The organism is Halorussus marinus, from assembly GCF_004521895.1.
Lineage (GTDB): Archaea > Halobacteriota > Halobacteria > Halobacteriales > Haladaptataceae > Halorussus > Halorussus marinus.
In genome coordinates, this window is the sequence record NZ_SBIR01000016.1 from 1 (window position 1) to 14,454 (window position 14,454).

The following is a 14,454-nucleotide window of genomic DNA, read 5'->3' on the forward strand; positions in this document are numbered from 1 at the left end:
GTGTCCGTTCACGCTCCACAAACTCCAAGTCGATCCAGTCACTACAACCGCTGAGGCGGGTGATTTTGGCCATGGATCAGCACAAAATCACTCCCGCCTCATCCTTCACTCTTAACTAAACACGACCCTGCGAAGTCGCCGAAGCGCCACCGCCTACAGGAAGCCGAGGAACCCGATCTCGACGGCGTACAGCGCGGCGGCCGCGAGCCACGTCTGGAAGGCCAGCGTTCCCACCGCCGACAGCACCACGAACTCCCAGTCGCGCATCTCCGCGAATCCCGCCGGGACCGTGAGCATCCCGCGGGTGAAAAGCAGGGCGTTGCTCACCGGCACGACGATCCGACCCCACCGCTGGAACCAGCCGTCGAATCGGTCGAGTTGGCCCTCGTCGATCCGGAACCAGCGTTTGCCGAGGAGGTACTCCCGGCCGCCCCGCTTGGCGAGCAAGAAGAGGGCGTACTGGCCGATCGTCGCGCCGACCACCGCGACGAGGATGACCGCCGCGATCGACGAGAGGTCGCTCGGGCCCTCCGCGAGCAGGGTCACCCCGAGCGGGACCAGACTCTCACTGGGCGCGAAGTACAGCAGCATCGCGCCCTCGAGGATCAGGATCAAAAACAGCGCGAGCAGTCCGTACTGGTCGAGCCACTGGCGGGCGAGCTCCTCGTTCCCGATGAAAAAGAGACCGACGCCGACCACCGCGGCGAGCACGATGCCGACAGTCAGCAACAACAGCCCGTTGTCCGCGAAAAATTCCCGGATCCGACCGGTGTCGGTCGCGTTCGACAGCACCAGCCCCGCCAGAAGGAGGGCGACTCCGGAAGCGAGCGGCACGTCTGCGACCAGCGCGAGCGAGGACACGTCCATCAGCTACCACGTCAGTGCGGGCGATTAAATGCGTTGTGACCGCGAACGATGCGGTTTTGGGACCGGGGCCGCAAGGGCCGATATGAATCTCACCGACCGACCGCGCCGGCTCCGGCGCGACGGCGTCCGCGGGATGGTCAGCGAGACCGACGTGACCGCGTCGGACCTCATCGCGCCCGTCTTCGTCGACGCGACGACCGACGAGCGAGTCCCCATCGAATCGATGCCCGGCCACGAGCGCGTCCCCGTCGAGGAGGCGGTCGCGCGCGTCGAGGAGGTGCGCTCGACCGGGGTCGAGTCGGTGATGGTGTTCGGGATCCCCGAGTCGAAAGACGAGCGGGGCACTCGGGCGTGGGCCGACGACGGCGTCGTCCAGGAGGCGACCCGCCGGATCGTCGACGACACCGACGCCTACGTCATCACCGACGTCTGTCTCTGTGAGTACACCGACCACGGCCACTGCGGGGTTCTGGAGGAGGGCGCCCGCGACGGCGCCGACCCCCGGCTGACCGTCGAGAACGACGAGACCCTCGATCTCCTCGGGAAGATCGCGGTCTCGCACGCCGCGGCCGGGGCCGACATGGTCGCGCCCTCGGGGATGATCGACGGGATGGTCGGGGCGATCCGGTCGGCGCTCGACGACGCGGCGTTCCGGGACGTGCCGATCATGAGCTACGCCGCCAAGTACGAGTCGGCGTTCTACGGCCCGTTCCGGGACGCCGCCGACGGCGCGCCGGCGTTCGGCGACCGCCGACACTACCAGATGGACCCCGCCAACAGGCGCGAGGCGATGCGGGAAGTGCGCCTCGACATCGAGCAGGGCGCGGACGCGCTGATGGTCAAGCCGGCGCTCCCGTACCTCGACATCGTCCGGGACGTTCGCGAGGAGTTCGACCACCCGGTCGCGGCGTACAACGTCTCGGGAGAGTACGCGATGCTCCACGCGGCGGCCGAGAAGGGGTGGCTCGACCTCGAAGCGGCGGCGCTGGAGTCGCTGATCTCGATCAAGCGCGCCGGGGCCGATCTGATCCTGACGTACTTCGCCGAGGACGTGGCCGAACGGCTCTGAGAGCGCCGGGAACAGAGCGCTTCTCCCGGCCGTTCGGATGGGTGCTCACGCGCGAGATGCTCCGACGCCGACCGCCTCGCGCCGGCGATCCCGGTGGACGAACGGTCGGAAGTCGACCGGTCGACCGGGGCGTTTCTGGACGGAATACAGCCTTATATCGGTAGTATCCGATTATGTATCTCACGAGCGTCGACCGACCAGATTAATTTTTGTATCATTTCAACGCGTATCCTTATGTAGCGCTTTGCCGTCACGATATATCGTAATGCAACAACCGAATGCAGAAGAATACGAGATATTCCTGCACAGTCGTCCAGACGATTTGGTCGAAGTGCCGGCCGAGGTGAGAGAATGACGGCCGCGCCGATGCAGGTCGACCCCGAGGTGCTGGCGAACGGCGTCAACCTCGTGTGGGTGTTGGTCGTGTCGTTTCTCATCTTCTTCATGCACGCCGGCTTCGCCATGCTCGAAGCCGGGCAGGTGCGTTCGAAGAACGTCGCGAACCAGCTCACGAAGAACCTCCTGACGTGGAGCGTCGGCGTCGTGGCGTTCTTCTTCGTCGGCGCCGGCCTCTCGTCGGTCGTCGGCGCGGTCACCGGCGCCGGCGAGGCGGCCGCGTTCGCCACGCTCGACGGCGGGGATCCGAACGCGTGGGTCGACTGGCTGTTCGGGGCGGTGTTCGCGATGACCGCCGCGACCATCGTCTCGGGGGCGGTCGCGGGCCGCGTGAAGCTCCGGGCGTACGTCTCGTACACGCTGTTGCTCGCGGCGGTCATCTACCCGGTCGTCACGGGGTTCACCTGGGGGCTGGGCTTTCTCGAACAGCTCGGGTTCACCGACTTCGCCGGCGGCATGATCGTCCACGGGATGGGCGGGGTCGCCGGGCTGACCGCCGCCTACGTGCTCGGCCCGCGGCTGGAGCGGTACAACGACGACGGCTCGGCCAACGTCATCCCCGGCCACTCGCTGACCTTCGCGGTTCTCGGGACCCTCGTCCTCGCGTTCGGCTGGTACGGCTTCAACGTCGGCACCGCCGCGACCGTCTTCGCGGTCGAGGACGGGGCGCTCGCGCTCGGCGACTTCGCGTACGTCGGCCGGGTCGCGCTCAACACCACGCTCGGGATGGCCGCCGGCGCCGTCGGCGCGGCCGCGGTGTCGCTGTACAAGACCGAGAAAGTCGACACTCTCTACGTCGCAAACGGCCTGCTCGCCGGGCTGGTCGGCGTGACCGCAAGCGCCGACCTCCTCACCTGGTACGGCGGGATCGCGTCGGGCTTTCTCGCGGGCGCCCAGCTACCGATCGTCTTCGAGTTCGTGGAGACGCGGCTCAAGATCGACGACGTGTGTGCGGTGTTTCCGGTCCACGGCTCGGCGGGGATGCTCGGCGCGATCCTCCTGCCGTTCTTCAGCGTCGAGGGGTTCACCGTCGGCCAACTGATCGCGCAGGTGGTCGGCGTCGGCGTCATCACGCTCTGGACGGTCGCGGCGACCGGCGCGGTGTTCGGGCTGTTCCGCGCGGTCGGGCAGGCCCGCGTCTCCCGCGAACACGAACTCGACGGCCTCGACAGCGCCGAGCACGGCGTCGACACCTACCCCGAGTTCGGCCGCTCCGACGTGACCGAGGGCGGAGCCAACGCGGTCCGGACCGACGGGGGCGAACTCCCCAACGCCGGCGAGATCAAGCTGGTGACCGCCGTCGTGCGCCCCGATCGCCTCGGGGAGGTCAAGACCGCACTCGCGCGGGTCGGCGCACCGTCGATCACGGTGACCGACGTCTCGGGCCGCGGGAGCCAGCCCGCCAAGACCGGCCAGTGGCGCGGCGAGGAGTACACGGTCGACCTCCACCAGAAGGCGAAAATCGAGTGCGCGGTCGCGGACGTGCCCGCCGACGAGGTCGTCGAGGCGATCCGGGAGGCCGCCGACACCGGCGAGCCCGGCGACGGGAAGATCTTCGTGCTTCCGGTCGAGGACGCGGTGCAGGTCCGGACCGGCGCGCGCGGGACGGAAGCGGTGTAGTCGCGACCGCTCGCTTCGGCGACGACCGTTTTTTGCCAAAATCTATGACATCACGTCCGTAATCGGGCCGTGTGTCCCGCGATCGAGCGACCGCTCGCGACCGCGATCCCGCCCCGGCCGACGAGCCGAGCACACCCCGGAACGTTCTGATCGGGGCCGGTGTCGCCCTCGTGACCGCGCCACTGTTGCCGTTGGCCCCGCTCTGTGGCGGCGGGGTCGCCGGCTACCTCGAACGATCGGACCTCGCCGGGGGCGCGCGGGTCGGCGCGCTCTCGGGCGGCGTCGCCGCCGTCCAGGTGTTCCTGATCGCGTGGTTCGTCGTCAGTTTCTTGTTCGTCGGGTTCGCGCCGTTCTTCGCGATCTCGACGGTGTTCGCCGTCGCGATCGCCGGCGTCGTCGCGGCCTATCTCGTCGTCGCGGGCGCGCTCGGTGGCGCGGCCGGCGCGTACCTCCGACGCGAGCGGTGACCGACGCGCCCGGTGCGGACGTGCCACTTTTTTAACGTCGTGTCGAGACCGTTCCGGTAACCGTGTCCGACGCCGACGGAGAGATCCCACTGTCGCCCGAGTCGCTCGACAGCGGAACGAACGTGCTCGTCGCCGGAGAGCCCCTGACGAGAAAGCGCTCGGTGATGGTGGAACTGCTGGACACGCCCGATCGGGGAGCCATCCTCGCTTCGACCAAACAGCCCGCGGCCCGGCTTCGCGAGGAGTTCGGCCGGCGCTACGACGCCGACGAGTGGGAGCTTCGGTTCGTCGACTGCGTGACCAAGCGCCGATCGATCGACGCCGTCCGGGAGACCGAGACGACCCGGTACGTGACCGATCCCGGCGACCTCACCGGGATCGGGATCGAGTTCTCGGGGTTCATGCGGGAGTTCTACCACAGCGACGACATCGGCCACGCCCGGCTCGGGTTCGACTCGCTGTCGCCGGTGCTCATGTACGCCGACATCCGACGGGTCTACCAGTTCCTCCACGTCATCACCGGCAGGGTCGCGAGCTCCGGCTTCGCGGGGGTGTTCACCCTCGACACCGTCGGGGGCGACCGGCAGGTCGCAAAGCAGTTGACGCAGGTGTTCGACGCGGTCGTGGAGGTCCGAGAGACCGACGACGCCACCGAACTCCGGGTCCGGGGCGACGACTTCGGTCCCCGGTCGTGGACGCGGTTCTGAGCCGGTTACTCGTCCTGGAGGTGCTGTTTCGCCAGATCGACCATCGGAGACTCGCGCCGGTCGAAGACGAACGCGAGCCCGGACCACTCCCGGTAGGGAAAGTGTGCGACCTGCACGTTCTCGTACCACCGGATCGTGGCGTCGAGACTCCCGAAGTCGAACAGCGGCTCCTCGCGGGGCGGGTCGCCCAGCCCCTTCATCACGAGGGTCTCGATGCGGGCTTCGAGTTCGTCGTCGGTGTGGCGCTCGCGGACGTCCTCGCGGACGAACAGCACGTCCGACTCGTCGGCGCTGAACCGGACCGCGAGCCGGAGCGGGGCGTCCTCGCGGTCCCGGAGCTGGTGGATCAGCTCGCGGATGTCGTCGTTGACGTCGGCCATCTCGTCTTCGATCTCGTCCAGTTCCTCGTCGAGGTTCTCGCGGGGGTCCTGTGGCGCGTCGACCATGTCGTTGAACGGACCGAGACGCGGTCGAGACATAACAGTTGGTGAAACCCGCGCCCGTCTCGGCCGGGTCGCCGAGACAGAAATGGACTTCACGCAGGAGTCCGAACCACCGTCCATGCACGACGATCGCTCGCGTGAACTGTACGACCGGGCGCTCTCGGTCCTGCCGGGCGGGGTCAGCTCCCCCGTCCGGGCGACCCGCCCGTACCCCTTCTTCGTCGAGCGCGGCGACGGCGCACACGTCGTCGACGCCGACGGCAACAAGTACGTCGACTACGTGATGGGCTACGGCCCGCTCTTGCTCGGCCACGATCTGCCCCAGGCGGTCGAGTCGGCGATCCAGTCCCAGCTCGCCGACGGCCCGATGTACGGCGCGCCCGCGGAGGTCGAAGTCGAGCTCGCGGAGTTCATCGCGCGCCACGTCCGGAGCGTCGAGATGGTCCGGTTCGTCAACTCGGGGACCGAGGCGACCACCTCGGCGGTGCGGCTCGCGCGCGGGTACACCGGCCGGGACAAGATCGTCGTGATGCAGGGGGGCTACCACGGCGCCCAGCCCTCGACGCTGGTCGAGGGCAAGTCCGGCGGGATCGGCTCGCCCAGCTCCGACGGCATCCCAGAGGCGTTCGCCGAGGAGACCATCACCGTCCCGTTCAACGACGCCGAGGCGGTCCGGGCGGTGTTCGAGGAGCGCGGCGACGAGATCGCGGCCGTCCTCGCCGAGCCGATTTTGGGCAACTGCGCGTCGGTCGGCCCGGTCGAGGGGTACCTCGAAACCCTCCGGGAGGTCACCGACGACCACGGGGCGCTGTTGGTCTTCGACGAGGTGATGACCGGCTTCCGGGTCGGCGGCCTCCAGTGTGCGCAGGGGAAGTTCGGGGTCGAACCCGACCTCACCACGCTCGCGAAGGTCATCGGCGGCGGCTTCCCGGTCGGGGCGGTCGGCGGCCCCGCAGAGATCATAGAGCAGTTCACCCCGACCGGCGACGTGTTCCAGGCCGGGACGTACTCGGGCCACCCGCTGTCGCTGACCGCGGGCCTCGAGACGCTCCGGTTCGCCGCGAAAAACGACGTGTACGACCACGTCAACGAACTCGGCGAGACGCTCCGGAGCGGCCTCACCGACATCCTCGAAGACCGCGCGCCCGAGTACACCGTCACGGGCCACGACAGCATGTTCAAGGTCGTGTTCACCCGCGAGGGGCCCCGCGACCCCGAGGGCCAGTGTGAGGCGGGCTGTCGACAGGACCCCGACTGTCCGCGGTACGACCACTGTCCGAAGAACAGCGCCGACGTCGACGCCGCAGAAACCGAGCGCTGGGAGCGGCTGTTCTGGCCCGCGATGCGCGAGCAGGGCGTGTTCCTCACCGCCAACCAGTACGAGTCGCAGTTCCTCAGCTACGCCCACACCGAGGAGGACGTCGAGGAGACCCTCGAAGCCTACAAGGAAGCGCTTTAGCCGACGGTCGTGCGACATCGGTTTACCGATCGGCTCCTAACCACCCGATATGAGTTCCGGCTACGCGCGCAGGACCGACGGCTCACACCACTGGTACTGGGTCGCGGCCATCCCCGGAGCGTTCGTCCTCTGGCTGGCGACGCTCGCGTGGCTCGCCGTCGCGTCGTCGTTCGAGGCGTTCTCGTTCGGGACGCGGATGGTCGAGCTCTCGATGGTCGCGCTCGGCGTCCCGTTCGCCTTCCTCACCGCCTACTTCCCGGTGGCGGTGTACCGCGACGCCAGCTACGTCGACCGGACCAGCGGCAAGTGGGCGCCGATGCCGATGCGCCAGGCGCTGGCGGCCCTGCCGGGGCTGGCGTTGCTGGTCGTCACCGGGATCGCGGTGGTCCTCACGTCGGGGAGCCCGGTGGTCCCGATCATCGTGGGGTTCGTCGCGGACGTGCCGTTCGCGGTGTACTACCTCCGCAAGCGGAGCGAGCGCGTCGGGGTCCCCGGGTTCCCGTGAGCCGGCTCAGAGCCCGAGGTCGAGCGCGCGGTTCGTCACGAGGACCGTGAACCCGGTCGCCATCACCGCCGACAGCAGGCCGAACGAGACGCTCCAGCCGGCGAAATCCGCCAGTCCGCCGACCACGACGCTCCCGGTCGCGCCGAGGAGCATGTACACCGTCCGGACGAGGCCGAACCCCGCGCCCCGCTCTTCGTCCGAGAGCTTGTCGATGAACCGCGACTGGACCGGCGCGCCCCAGCTCATCGCCACCCCAGCGAGCACGACGCCGACCGCGAACGTCGCCAAGCTCGACCCGAGCGCGAGCGTCCCGTACCCGAGCACGCCCAGTCCCATCGACAGCGACGCGGCCGCGTCCCGGTCGAACCGGTCCGAGAGCCACCCCATCGCGGGCTGGGTCGCGCCGTGGACAACGAAGTACAGCGAGAACAGCGCGCTGGCGGTCGTCGCGGTCAGCCCGTGGTGGACTTCGAGGAACGTCGGCAGAAAGGAGGCGGTCGCCTGCCAGGTGAACGCCCCCGCGACCGCCAACACCGTGGTGTAGGCGATTTCGGGTCTGGCGAGCAGTTCCGCGACGGGTCCGAGCGCGAACCGATCGCGCATCGGCTGGTCGGGACGGGTAGGCTCGGTCGGGCGGACCCTGGCGGCGAACGCGACGAACGTCGGGGCCGCCACGACGGCCCCGAGCAAGAGCGCGGGCCGCCAGCCGTACCGGGCGGCGACCGCGGCGGCCGCGACCGGGACCAGCAGGCCCGCGAGCGGGCCGCCCGCGACGTGGATGCCGATCGCGCGCCCGATGTTCTGGAAGTGCTTCGAGATGAACGTCGTCGCGACGCTGTAGTGGAGCCCCGCCGCGCCGCCGAGGGTCACCGCGAACACCGCGAACGCGGGGTACGACGGCGAGGCCGCGAGCAGTAGGCTCGCCAGCGTCGTGAGCCCGACCGCGGTCAGGATCACTCGGCGCTCGCCGTACCGGTCGCCGAGGACGCCGCTCGGAAACTGCGCGAGCGCGTAGGCCGCCCACATCCCGGAGAGGGCGATCCCGACCCCGCCGGTCGAGACGCCGAACGAGTCGGTGATGTCGGGGACGACCGGGCTGATCGCCAGCCGGGCCGCCATCGTGGCGAAGAACGCGACGGTGGCGAGCGCGAGCACTGTGTTGCGGTATCGCCACCTCACTGGTCGTCGGTTCGGCCGGCCCCCCGAAGTGGTTTTCGAGTCCGGCAAGGGCGTCGCCGCCCGCCCGCCCGGAGACGGACAGAAGCCGAGACCGAGCCCGACGAGACCCCTCAGCGAGGCCACAGCGGCGTCTCGATGCCGCGGAGCGACGCGGCGACCTTCGCCGCGTACAGCGCGACGCCGACGAGGAGCCCCGCGACGCAGACCAGATACGCCTCGGTCGGCGAGAGCACTCCGAGGAGCGGATTCGCCGGGAAGGGGTAGAAGGGCCGGACGTCGGCGTACAGTGTGGCGTCGAGGGCGACGTGGGCGTACACCCCGGTCAGGGCGGCGGCCGCGACGCCGACCGTCGAGCGCGGTTGGGCCAGCCCTACCGGTCGGAGAGCGCGGTTCACCCCGGGCTTGGCGACGAAAGCGAGGACGGCGAGAGCGGCCGCGAGGAGCGTCCCGACCGCGAGCGTGTGGAGCGGACCGTGAATCGGCCCCGAGAGGACGCCAAAGAACACCAGTACCGCGCGGGCGTCGACGACGACGTTCGCGGCGAGAAACGTCGGGAAGTCGAGCCACCGGAAACAGAGCAGTCCGAGGCCCGCTCCGACGCCGAGATGCAACGGCGTGAAGGGCATACGCCTGACACGTCTCCGGAGCCACTTGTATCGGGGCGTTCCGAGCCGACGACGGGGGATTGCGAAGGTGGTTTCAACCTCGGACGCGGACACTCGGGCATGAGCACACGCGCGACCCAGATACGCCTCGCCACGCGGGGGTCGGACCTCGCCCGCCGGCAGGCCGCCGAGGTCCGAGCCGCCCTGGAGGACCGGCGCTTCGAGGTCGAACTGGTCGAGGTCAAGACGACCGGCGACGAGATCCGGGACGAGCTCATCCACCGGCTCGGCAAGACCGGGGCGTTCGTCCGGAGCCTCGACGAGAAGGTGCTGTCGGGGGAGCTCGACGGCGCCATCCACTCGATGAAGGACATGCCGACCGACCACCCCGACGACCTGATCGTCGCGGCCATCCCCGAGCGCGCCAGCGCCAACGACGTGCTGATCACGCCCGACGGGGCGACGCTCGACGAACTCCCCGACGGCGCGGTCGTGGGCACGTCGAGCCTGCGCCGGAAGGCACAGATGTTACACCGCCGGCCCGACCTGACGGTCGAACCGCTCCGCGGGAACGTCGACACGCGAGCCGAGAAGCTACTCGCGCCCGCCCTGCAGGCCGAACACGAGGCTCGGACCGAGGCCGAGAAAGAGCAACGTAGCGCCGAAGCGATGGCGAAGAAGGGCCACAAAAAGGAGTACGAGGGCGAGTTCGACCGCACCGTCGAGGAGTGGTTCAACGACCTCGCCGAGGTCGAGCGCCGGGCCCTAGAGCGGGAGGTCGACACCGAGTACGACGCGATCGTGCTCGCGCAGGCGGGACTCGAACGCAGCGGGCTGGCCCACCACCTCGAGTACGCCGAGCTACCGACCGGCGAGTTCGTGCCCGCGCCGGGGCAGGGCGCGCTGGCGGTGACGACCCTCGACAGCGAGCTGGCGGGCGACGTCAACACCGTGCTCGACCACCCCCGAACGCGGGTCGAGACCACGGTCGAGCGAACCGTTCTGGCGGAGCTTGGCGGGGGCTGTGTCGCTCCGATCGGCGTCCACGGCCTGATTCAGGGCGAGGGCGTCCACGTCGACGTGCAGGTGTTCTCACAGGACGGCACCGAGAAGATCGAGGCGACCCGCGATCTGCCGGTCGAGAACCACGTCTCGGCCGCCAAGGAGCTGGCGGCCGAGCTCCGCGAGCGGGGCGCGGCCGAACTCATCGAGGCCGCCCAACGCGACGAGCCGGCGCCGGAGGGCAAGCGGGAATGAGCCGGGACGTTCGGGTCGCCGTCTTCCGCCCGGACGACGAGCGCCTCGACGACGCGGTCGAGCTACTCGACTCGCTGGGCGCCGACCCCGTGGCCGACCCGATGCTCGAAGTCCGGCCGACCGGGGCGTCCCCCGAGCCCGGCGAGTACGTCGTCCTGACGAGCAAGACCGGCGTCGAGCTGGCGGCCGAGGCGGGCTGGGAGCCCGGCGACGCCGCGGTCTGTGCCATCGGATCGAGCACCGCCGACGCGCTCCGCGAGCACGGCTACGAGGTCGACGTGGTCCCCGATGAGTACACCTCCGCGGGGCTGGTCGCGGCGCTCGAAGACCGGGTCGACGGCGCGCGCGTCGAAGTCGCCCGGAGCGACCACGGGAGCGCGGTGCTGACCGAGGGGCTCGCCGAGGCCGGCGCGGACGTCCACGAGACGGTGCTCTACCGGCTCGTCAGACCCGAGGGCTCGGGCGAGTCGGCCGCGCTCGCGGCCGACGGCGACCTCGACGCCGCGCTCTTTACCTCCTCGCTCACGGTCGAGCACCTCCTCGACGCCGCCGCCGAGCGCGGCGTCCGCGAGGCCGCCGTCGCGGGGCTGAACGACGCCGTCGTCGGCGCGATCGGCCCGCCGACCCGCGAGACGGCCGAGGCCGCCGGCATCGAGGTCGACGTGGTGCCCGAGGCGGCGGACTTCGAGGCGCTCGCGTGCGCGGTCGTGGAGGCGACCGCCCCGACCTACCACGAGTAGTGCCCTCGGCCGGGCCGGCGACGGCCGACGCCCGGCGAACACCCCGAGGGCGGCAGAGTCGCGACACCGTACCAAAGACCTTTACAGCCGGATTCGGGACATTAAATCGATGGACAGCACCGCCGGAGAGCGGGTCTACTACGTTATCAGCGACCTCCACATCGGCGGGGACGAGCAACTGGAGGAGGTCGAGTTTCTCGACGAACTGCTCGGCTTCCTCGAACGGCTGGCCGAGACGGACGAGAACGCCGAGCTGGTGATCAACGGCGACGCCTTCGGGCTGTGGGAGTTCACCTCGGTCGACGGAATCGAGAAGTTCGACGTCCTCGAGGAGACCTACCCGGCGCTGTTCGAACAGCTCCGGGCGACCGGCGAGAACGTCCAGATCACGCTGTTGGCCGGCAACCACGACCACGAGCTCGCGGCCTACGACGCGTACGTCGAGCGGTTCGCCGAGTACAACGTCGAACTCGTCCAATCAGAGTCGATCACCCGTCGCGTCGGCGAGCGCACGATCCACTTCGAACACGGCCACCAGCGCGACTCGAACAACCGGATCGACGACTGGGAGAACCCCAACGCCACCCCGCTCGGATACTACTACAACACGCTCGTTACCAGTCGGGCGGGCAAGCTCTCCGAGCGGGGCCGGTACAACTGGCTGAAGGACGTGCAGGCGGTCACGCCCACCGAGCGGATGCCGGTCTGGCTGTTCTCGAAGTACTTCTACCGGGAGATGAATCCCCTCCTGCGGTACGCGCTCGTCCCGTTCTTGTTGCTGTTCAACGTCAGCGCGCTCCTCGCGGTGCTCGCGGGGCTCGATCTGGTCGGGGTCTGGTCGATGCCCGTCGACTCGCTCGCCGGGTTCCTCGCGCAGTTCGGGGCGGCCGGGACGGCGGTCTACCTGCTCCTCGTGGTCAACGTGGCGGTCACCGGACTCCTGTTGCTGGTGGGCGTCCCGCTGTATCTGCTCCGTCGGGACATCAGACAGACCATCGACCGCTTCGGCGTCTTCGAGACCGAACTCACCGTCGACGCCGAGGCACCCTACGAGGAGGCCGCCCGCGAGATCTTCGCGGAGTCGCCCGAGACGGCGATCTTCTGCTACGGTCACACCCACCGCCCGTCAGTGGGGTCGGTCGGCGACGGCCTGCTGGTCAACACCGGGACGTGGCTCAAGCGCCTCCACCGCCGCGACGGCGTCATCGGGGTCCTGCCGCCGGTGTTTTACCCGTCCTATCAGCTGTGTGCGGTCCGCATCGCCGCCGAGTCCGAGGGCGTGGCGGTCGAGTACGAGGAGATAGAGAAGCCGAGCCCGAGCCCGGAAGAGCTGACGCTCACCGAGCGTCTGCTCACCCTCGGCCGGAAGCCGAACCCCGACCTGCCCGACCGAGCGGTCGTCGAGAACGAAGCGCCCGATTCGACGCCCGACGTCGTCGAGACGGTCGAGCGAAGCGAGCGCGGAGCCGAACGGCCGCGGACCGATAGCTGAGGTTTATACGTAATACCGACCAAGCCCCTCTCGAATGGCTTGCGCTGGTCCCGTCCCCGCCCTCGCGGAGCGCGCCGCGGCGTGTGCCGGCCGCCTCCGGGGGGCCGACGACGTGCTACTCGCGTCGCACATCGACGCCGACGGCCTGACGAGCGCCGCGATCGCGGCGTCGGCGCTCGAACGCGCCGGAATTTCGTTCGAGACCGTCTTCAGCAAACAGCTCGACGCCGAAGAACTCGCGGCCATCGCGGCGACCGACTACGACACCGTGCTGTTCACCGACTTCGGGAGCGGCCAACTCGATATCATCAGCGACCACGAGGCCGCCGGCGACTTCACGCCGGTGATCGCAGACCACCACCGGCCCGCCGAGGCCGAGACCGAGTTCCACCTCAACCCTCTCCTGTTCGACATCGACGGCTCCTCGGAGCTGTCCGGGGCGGGCGCGAGCTACGTGCTCGCGCGGGCGCTCGAACCCGAGGCGGAGGACAACCGCGATCTGGCGGCGCTCGCGGTCGTTGGCGCGGTCGGCGACATGCAGACCACCGACGGCGAGCTGGTGGGCGCGAACCGCTCGATCGTCGAGGAGGGCGTCGCGGCCGGCGTCCTCGAGACGAGCACCGACCTCGCGCTGTACGGCAAACAGACCCGCCCGCTCCCCAAACTGCTCGAGTACGCCAGCGACGTCTACATCCCCGGCGTCTCGAACGACCAGAACGGCGCGATCCGGTTTCTCGACGGGCTCGACATCGACCTCAAGGCCGACGACGGCGAGTGGCGCCGGTGGGTCGATCTCTCGGACGACGAGCGCCAGACCGTCGCCAGCGCGCTGGTCCAGCGCGCCGTCTCGAAAGGGGTCAGCGCCGACCGAATCGACGGTCTGATCGGGACCACCTACACCCTCACCGACGAGCCCGCCGGGACGGAGCTTCGGGACGTCAGCGAGTTCTCGACGCTACTGAACGCGACCGCCAGATACGAGCGCGCAGACGTGGGGCTGGCGGTGTGTCTCGGCGACCGCGGGGCCGCCCTGGAGCGGGCCCGGAGGCTCCTCGCGAACCACCGCCGGAACCTCTCGGAGGGCCTCCAGTGGGTCAAAGAGTCGGGGGTCACCCGCGAGAACCACGTCCAGTGGTTCCACGCCGGGGATCGGATCCGCGAGACCATCGTCGGGATCATCGCCGGGATGGCGGTCGGGGCCGACGGCGTCGAGCGCGGGACGCCGATCGTCGCCTTCGCCGAGAAGAACGACGAGGAGGTGAAAGTGTCGGCGCGCGGAACGCCGTCGCTCACCCGGCGCGGACTCGATCTCTCGGCCGTGATGGGCGAAGCCTCGCGGGCCGTCGGCGGCGACGGCGGCGGCCACGACGTGGCCGCGGGCGCGACGGTGCCGAAGGGGACCGAAGAAGAGTTCCTCGCGCTGGCCGACGAACTCGTCGGCGAACAGCTGTCGTAGTTCTACGCCACGATCCCACCGTGCGAGGCCGCGACTGTCGCGACGTTTCTCGGGGGTCCTGTCGATCGACGCCTTCCGACGCCGGCCTCCAGACGAGGTTCGGGCACGCCGCCGAAGGTACGACGACCGCACCATAGCGTCGCGGCGGGCGTACGTATCTCGATTTTATATCGCGATATGAAGTTTATTACA

14 protein-coding genes and 1 pseudogene are annotated in these 14,454 nt (G+C 69.4%); 10 read left to right on the plus strand and 5 right to left on the minus strand.

Annotation, left to right across the window (positions count from 1 at the left end; all coding sequences use genetic code 11):
• Nucleotides 1-73, minus strand: a pseudogene (locus tag EPL04_RS17215) (IS6 family transposase); the annotation flags it as partial.
• An 80-nt stretch (nucleotides 74-153) separates the two neighbouring features.
• Nucleotides 154-867, minus strand: coding sequence for a DedA family protein (locus EPL04_RS17220; RefSeq protein WP_134672416.1), 714 nt, complete (start codon nucleotides 865-867; stop codon nucleotides 154-156).
• An 82-nt stretch (nucleotides 868-949) separates the two neighbouring features.
• Between EPL04_RS17220 and hemB the strand changes: the two genes are divergently transcribed.
• The 4 genes from hemB (at nucleotide 950) to EPL04_RS17240 (ending at nucleotide 5,126) form a co-directional block, all read left to right on the plus strand.
• A complete protein-coding gene (hemB, locus tag EPL04_RS17225) occupies nucleotides 950-1,936 on the plus strand; it encodes a porphobilinogen synthase (protein WP_134672417.1) in 987 nt (328 codons plus the stop codon).
• A 351-nt stretch (nucleotides 1,937-2,287) separates the two neighbouring features.
• Nucleotides 2,288-3,952 (plus strand): ammonium transporter, encoded by a 1,665-nt coding sequence (locus EPL04_RS17230; RefSeq protein ID WP_134672418.1) that lies wholly within the window; start codon nucleotides 2,288-2,290, stop codon nucleotides 3,950-3,952.
• Between the two features lie 71 nt (nucleotides 3,953-4,023).
• Nucleotides 4,024-4,419, plus strand: a complete 396-nt coding sequence (locus tag EPL04_RS17235; RefSeq protein WP_134672419.1) for a DUF5518 domain-containing protein — start codon at nucleotides 4,024-4,026, stop codon at nucleotides 4,417-4,419.
• A 62-nt stretch (nucleotides 4,420-4,481) separates the two neighbouring features.
• Nucleotides 4,482-5,126, plus strand: coding sequence for a DUF7504 family protein (locus tag EPL04_RS17240; protein ID WP_134672420.1), 645 nt, complete (start codon nucleotides 4,482-4,484; stop codon nucleotides 5,124-5,126).
• A gap of 5 nt (nucleotides 5,127-5,131) precedes the next feature.
• Here the strand turns inward: EPL04_RS17240 and EPL04_RS17245 are convergent, their stop codons facing one another.
• Nucleotides 5,132-5,572, minus strand: a complete 441-nt coding sequence (locus EPL04_RS17245) for a hypothetical protein (RefSeq protein WP_134672421.1) — start codon at nucleotides 5,570-5,572, stop codon at nucleotides 5,132-5,134.
• 115 nt (nucleotides 5,573-5,687) lie between these two features.
• On the opposite strand from EPL04_RS17245, the gene hemL reads away from it, so the two are divergent.
• Both hemL and EPL04_RS17255 read left to right on the plus strand, forming a co-directional pair.
• Entirely contained in the window at nucleotides 5,688-7,028 is a 1,341-nt protein-coding gene (gene hemL / locus EPL04_RS17250; RefSeq protein ID WP_134672422.1) for a glutamate-1-semialdehyde 2,1-aminomutase, read from the plus strand.
• Between the two features lie 49 nt (nucleotides 7,029-7,077).
• Complete coding sequence (locus EPL04_RS17255; protein WP_134672423.1) at nucleotides 7,078-7,533, plus strand: hypothetical protein; 456 nt, start codon at nucleotides 7,078-7,080, stop codon at nucleotides 7,531-7,533.
• A 6-nt stretch (nucleotides 7,534-7,539) separates the two neighbouring features.
• Here EPL04_RS17255 and EPL04_RS17260 read toward each other — a convergent pair whose 3' ends face one another.
• Both EPL04_RS17260 and EPL04_RS17265 read right to left on the minus strand, forming a co-directional pair.
• A complete protein-coding gene (locus EPL04_RS17260) occupies nucleotides 7,540-8,712 on the minus strand; it encodes an MFS transporter (RefSeq protein WP_134672424.1) in 1,173 nt (390 codons plus the stop codon).
• 110 nt (nucleotides 8,713-8,822) lie between these two features.
• Nucleotides 8,823-9,338, minus strand: a complete 516-nt coding sequence (locus EPL04_RS17265) for a hypothetical protein (protein ID WP_134672425.1) — start codon at nucleotides 9,336-9,338, stop codon at nucleotides 8,823-8,825.
• Between the two features lie 99 nt (nucleotides 9,339-9,437).
• Between EPL04_RS17265 and hemC the strand changes: the two genes are divergently transcribed.
• The 4 genes from hemC (at nucleotide 9,438) to EPL04_RS17285 (ending at nucleotide 14,262) form a co-directional block, all read left to right on the plus strand.
• On the plus strand, nucleotides 9,438-10,574 hold the full coding sequence (gene hemC, locus EPL04_RS17270; RefSeq protein WP_134672426.1) for a hydroxymethylbilane synthase: 1,137 nt from the start codon (nucleotides 9,438-9,440) through the stop codon (nucleotides 10,572-10,574).
• A complete protein-coding gene (locus EPL04_RS17275; RefSeq protein WP_134672427.1) occupies nucleotides 10,571-11,314 on the plus strand; it encodes a uroporphyrinogen-III synthase in 744 nt (247 codons plus the stop codon). The genes hemC and EPL04_RS17275 overlap by 4 nt, the downstream gene beginning before the upstream one ends.
• A gap of 109 nt (nucleotides 11,315-11,423) precedes the next feature.
• On the plus strand, nucleotides 11,424-12,806 hold the full coding sequence (locus tag EPL04_RS17280; RefSeq protein ID WP_134672428.1) for a metallophosphoesterase: 1,383 nt from the start codon (nucleotides 11,424-11,426) through the stop codon (nucleotides 12,804-12,806).
• A gap of 34 nt (nucleotides 12,807-12,840) precedes the next feature.
• On the plus strand, nucleotides 12,841-14,262 hold the full coding sequence (locus EPL04_RS17285; RefSeq protein ID WP_134672429.1) for a single-stranded-DNA-specific exonuclease RecJ: 1,422 nt from the start codon (nucleotides 12,841-12,843) through the stop codon (nucleotides 14,260-14,262).
• Nucleotides 14,263-14,454: the final 192 nt, after the last annotated feature.

Coding starts and splice junctions, on each gene's coding strand:
- EPL04_RS17265 (WP_134672425.1), bottom strand. CDS start 9,338: ATGCCCTTCACGCCGTTGCATCTCGGCGTCGGAGCGGGCCTCGGACTG.
- EPL04_RS17280 (WP_134672428.1), top strand. CDS start 11,424: ATGGACAGCACCGCCGGAGAGCGGGTCTACTACGTTATCAGCGACCTC.
- EPL04_RS17285 (WP_134672429.1), top strand. CDS start 12,841: ATGGCTTGCGCTGGTCCCGTCCCCGCCCTCGCGGAGCGCGCCGCGGCG.
- hemC (WP_134672426.1), top strand. CDS start 9,438: ATGAGCACACGCGCGACCCAGATACGCCTCGCCACGCGGGGGTCGGAC.
- EPL04_RS17220 (WP_134672416.1), bottom strand. CDS start 867: ATGGACGTGTCCTCGCTCGCGCTGGTCGCAGACGTGCCGCTCGCTTCC.
- EPL04_RS17255 (WP_134672423.1), top strand. CDS start 7,078: ATGAGTTCCGGCTACGCGCGCAGGACCGACGGCTCACACCACTGGTAC.
- EPL04_RS17230 (WP_134672418.1), top strand. CDS start 2,288: ATGACGGCCGCGCCGATGCAGGTCGACCCCGAGGTGCTGGCGAACGGC.
- EPL04_RS17245 (WP_134672421.1), bottom strand. CDS start 5,572: ATGGTCGACGCGCCACAGGACCCCCGCGAGAACCTCGACGAGGAACTG.
- hemL (WP_134672422.1), top strand. CDS start 5,688: ATGCACGACGATCGCTCGCGTGAACTGTACGACCGGGCGCTCTCGGTC.
- hemB (WP_134672417.1), top strand. CDS start 950: ATGAATCTCACCGACCGACCGCGCCGGCTCCGGCGCGACGGCGTCCGC.
- EPL04_RS17275 (WP_134672427.1), top strand. CDS start 10,571: ATGAGCCGGGACGTTCGGGTCGCCGTCTTCCGCCCGGACGACGAGCGC.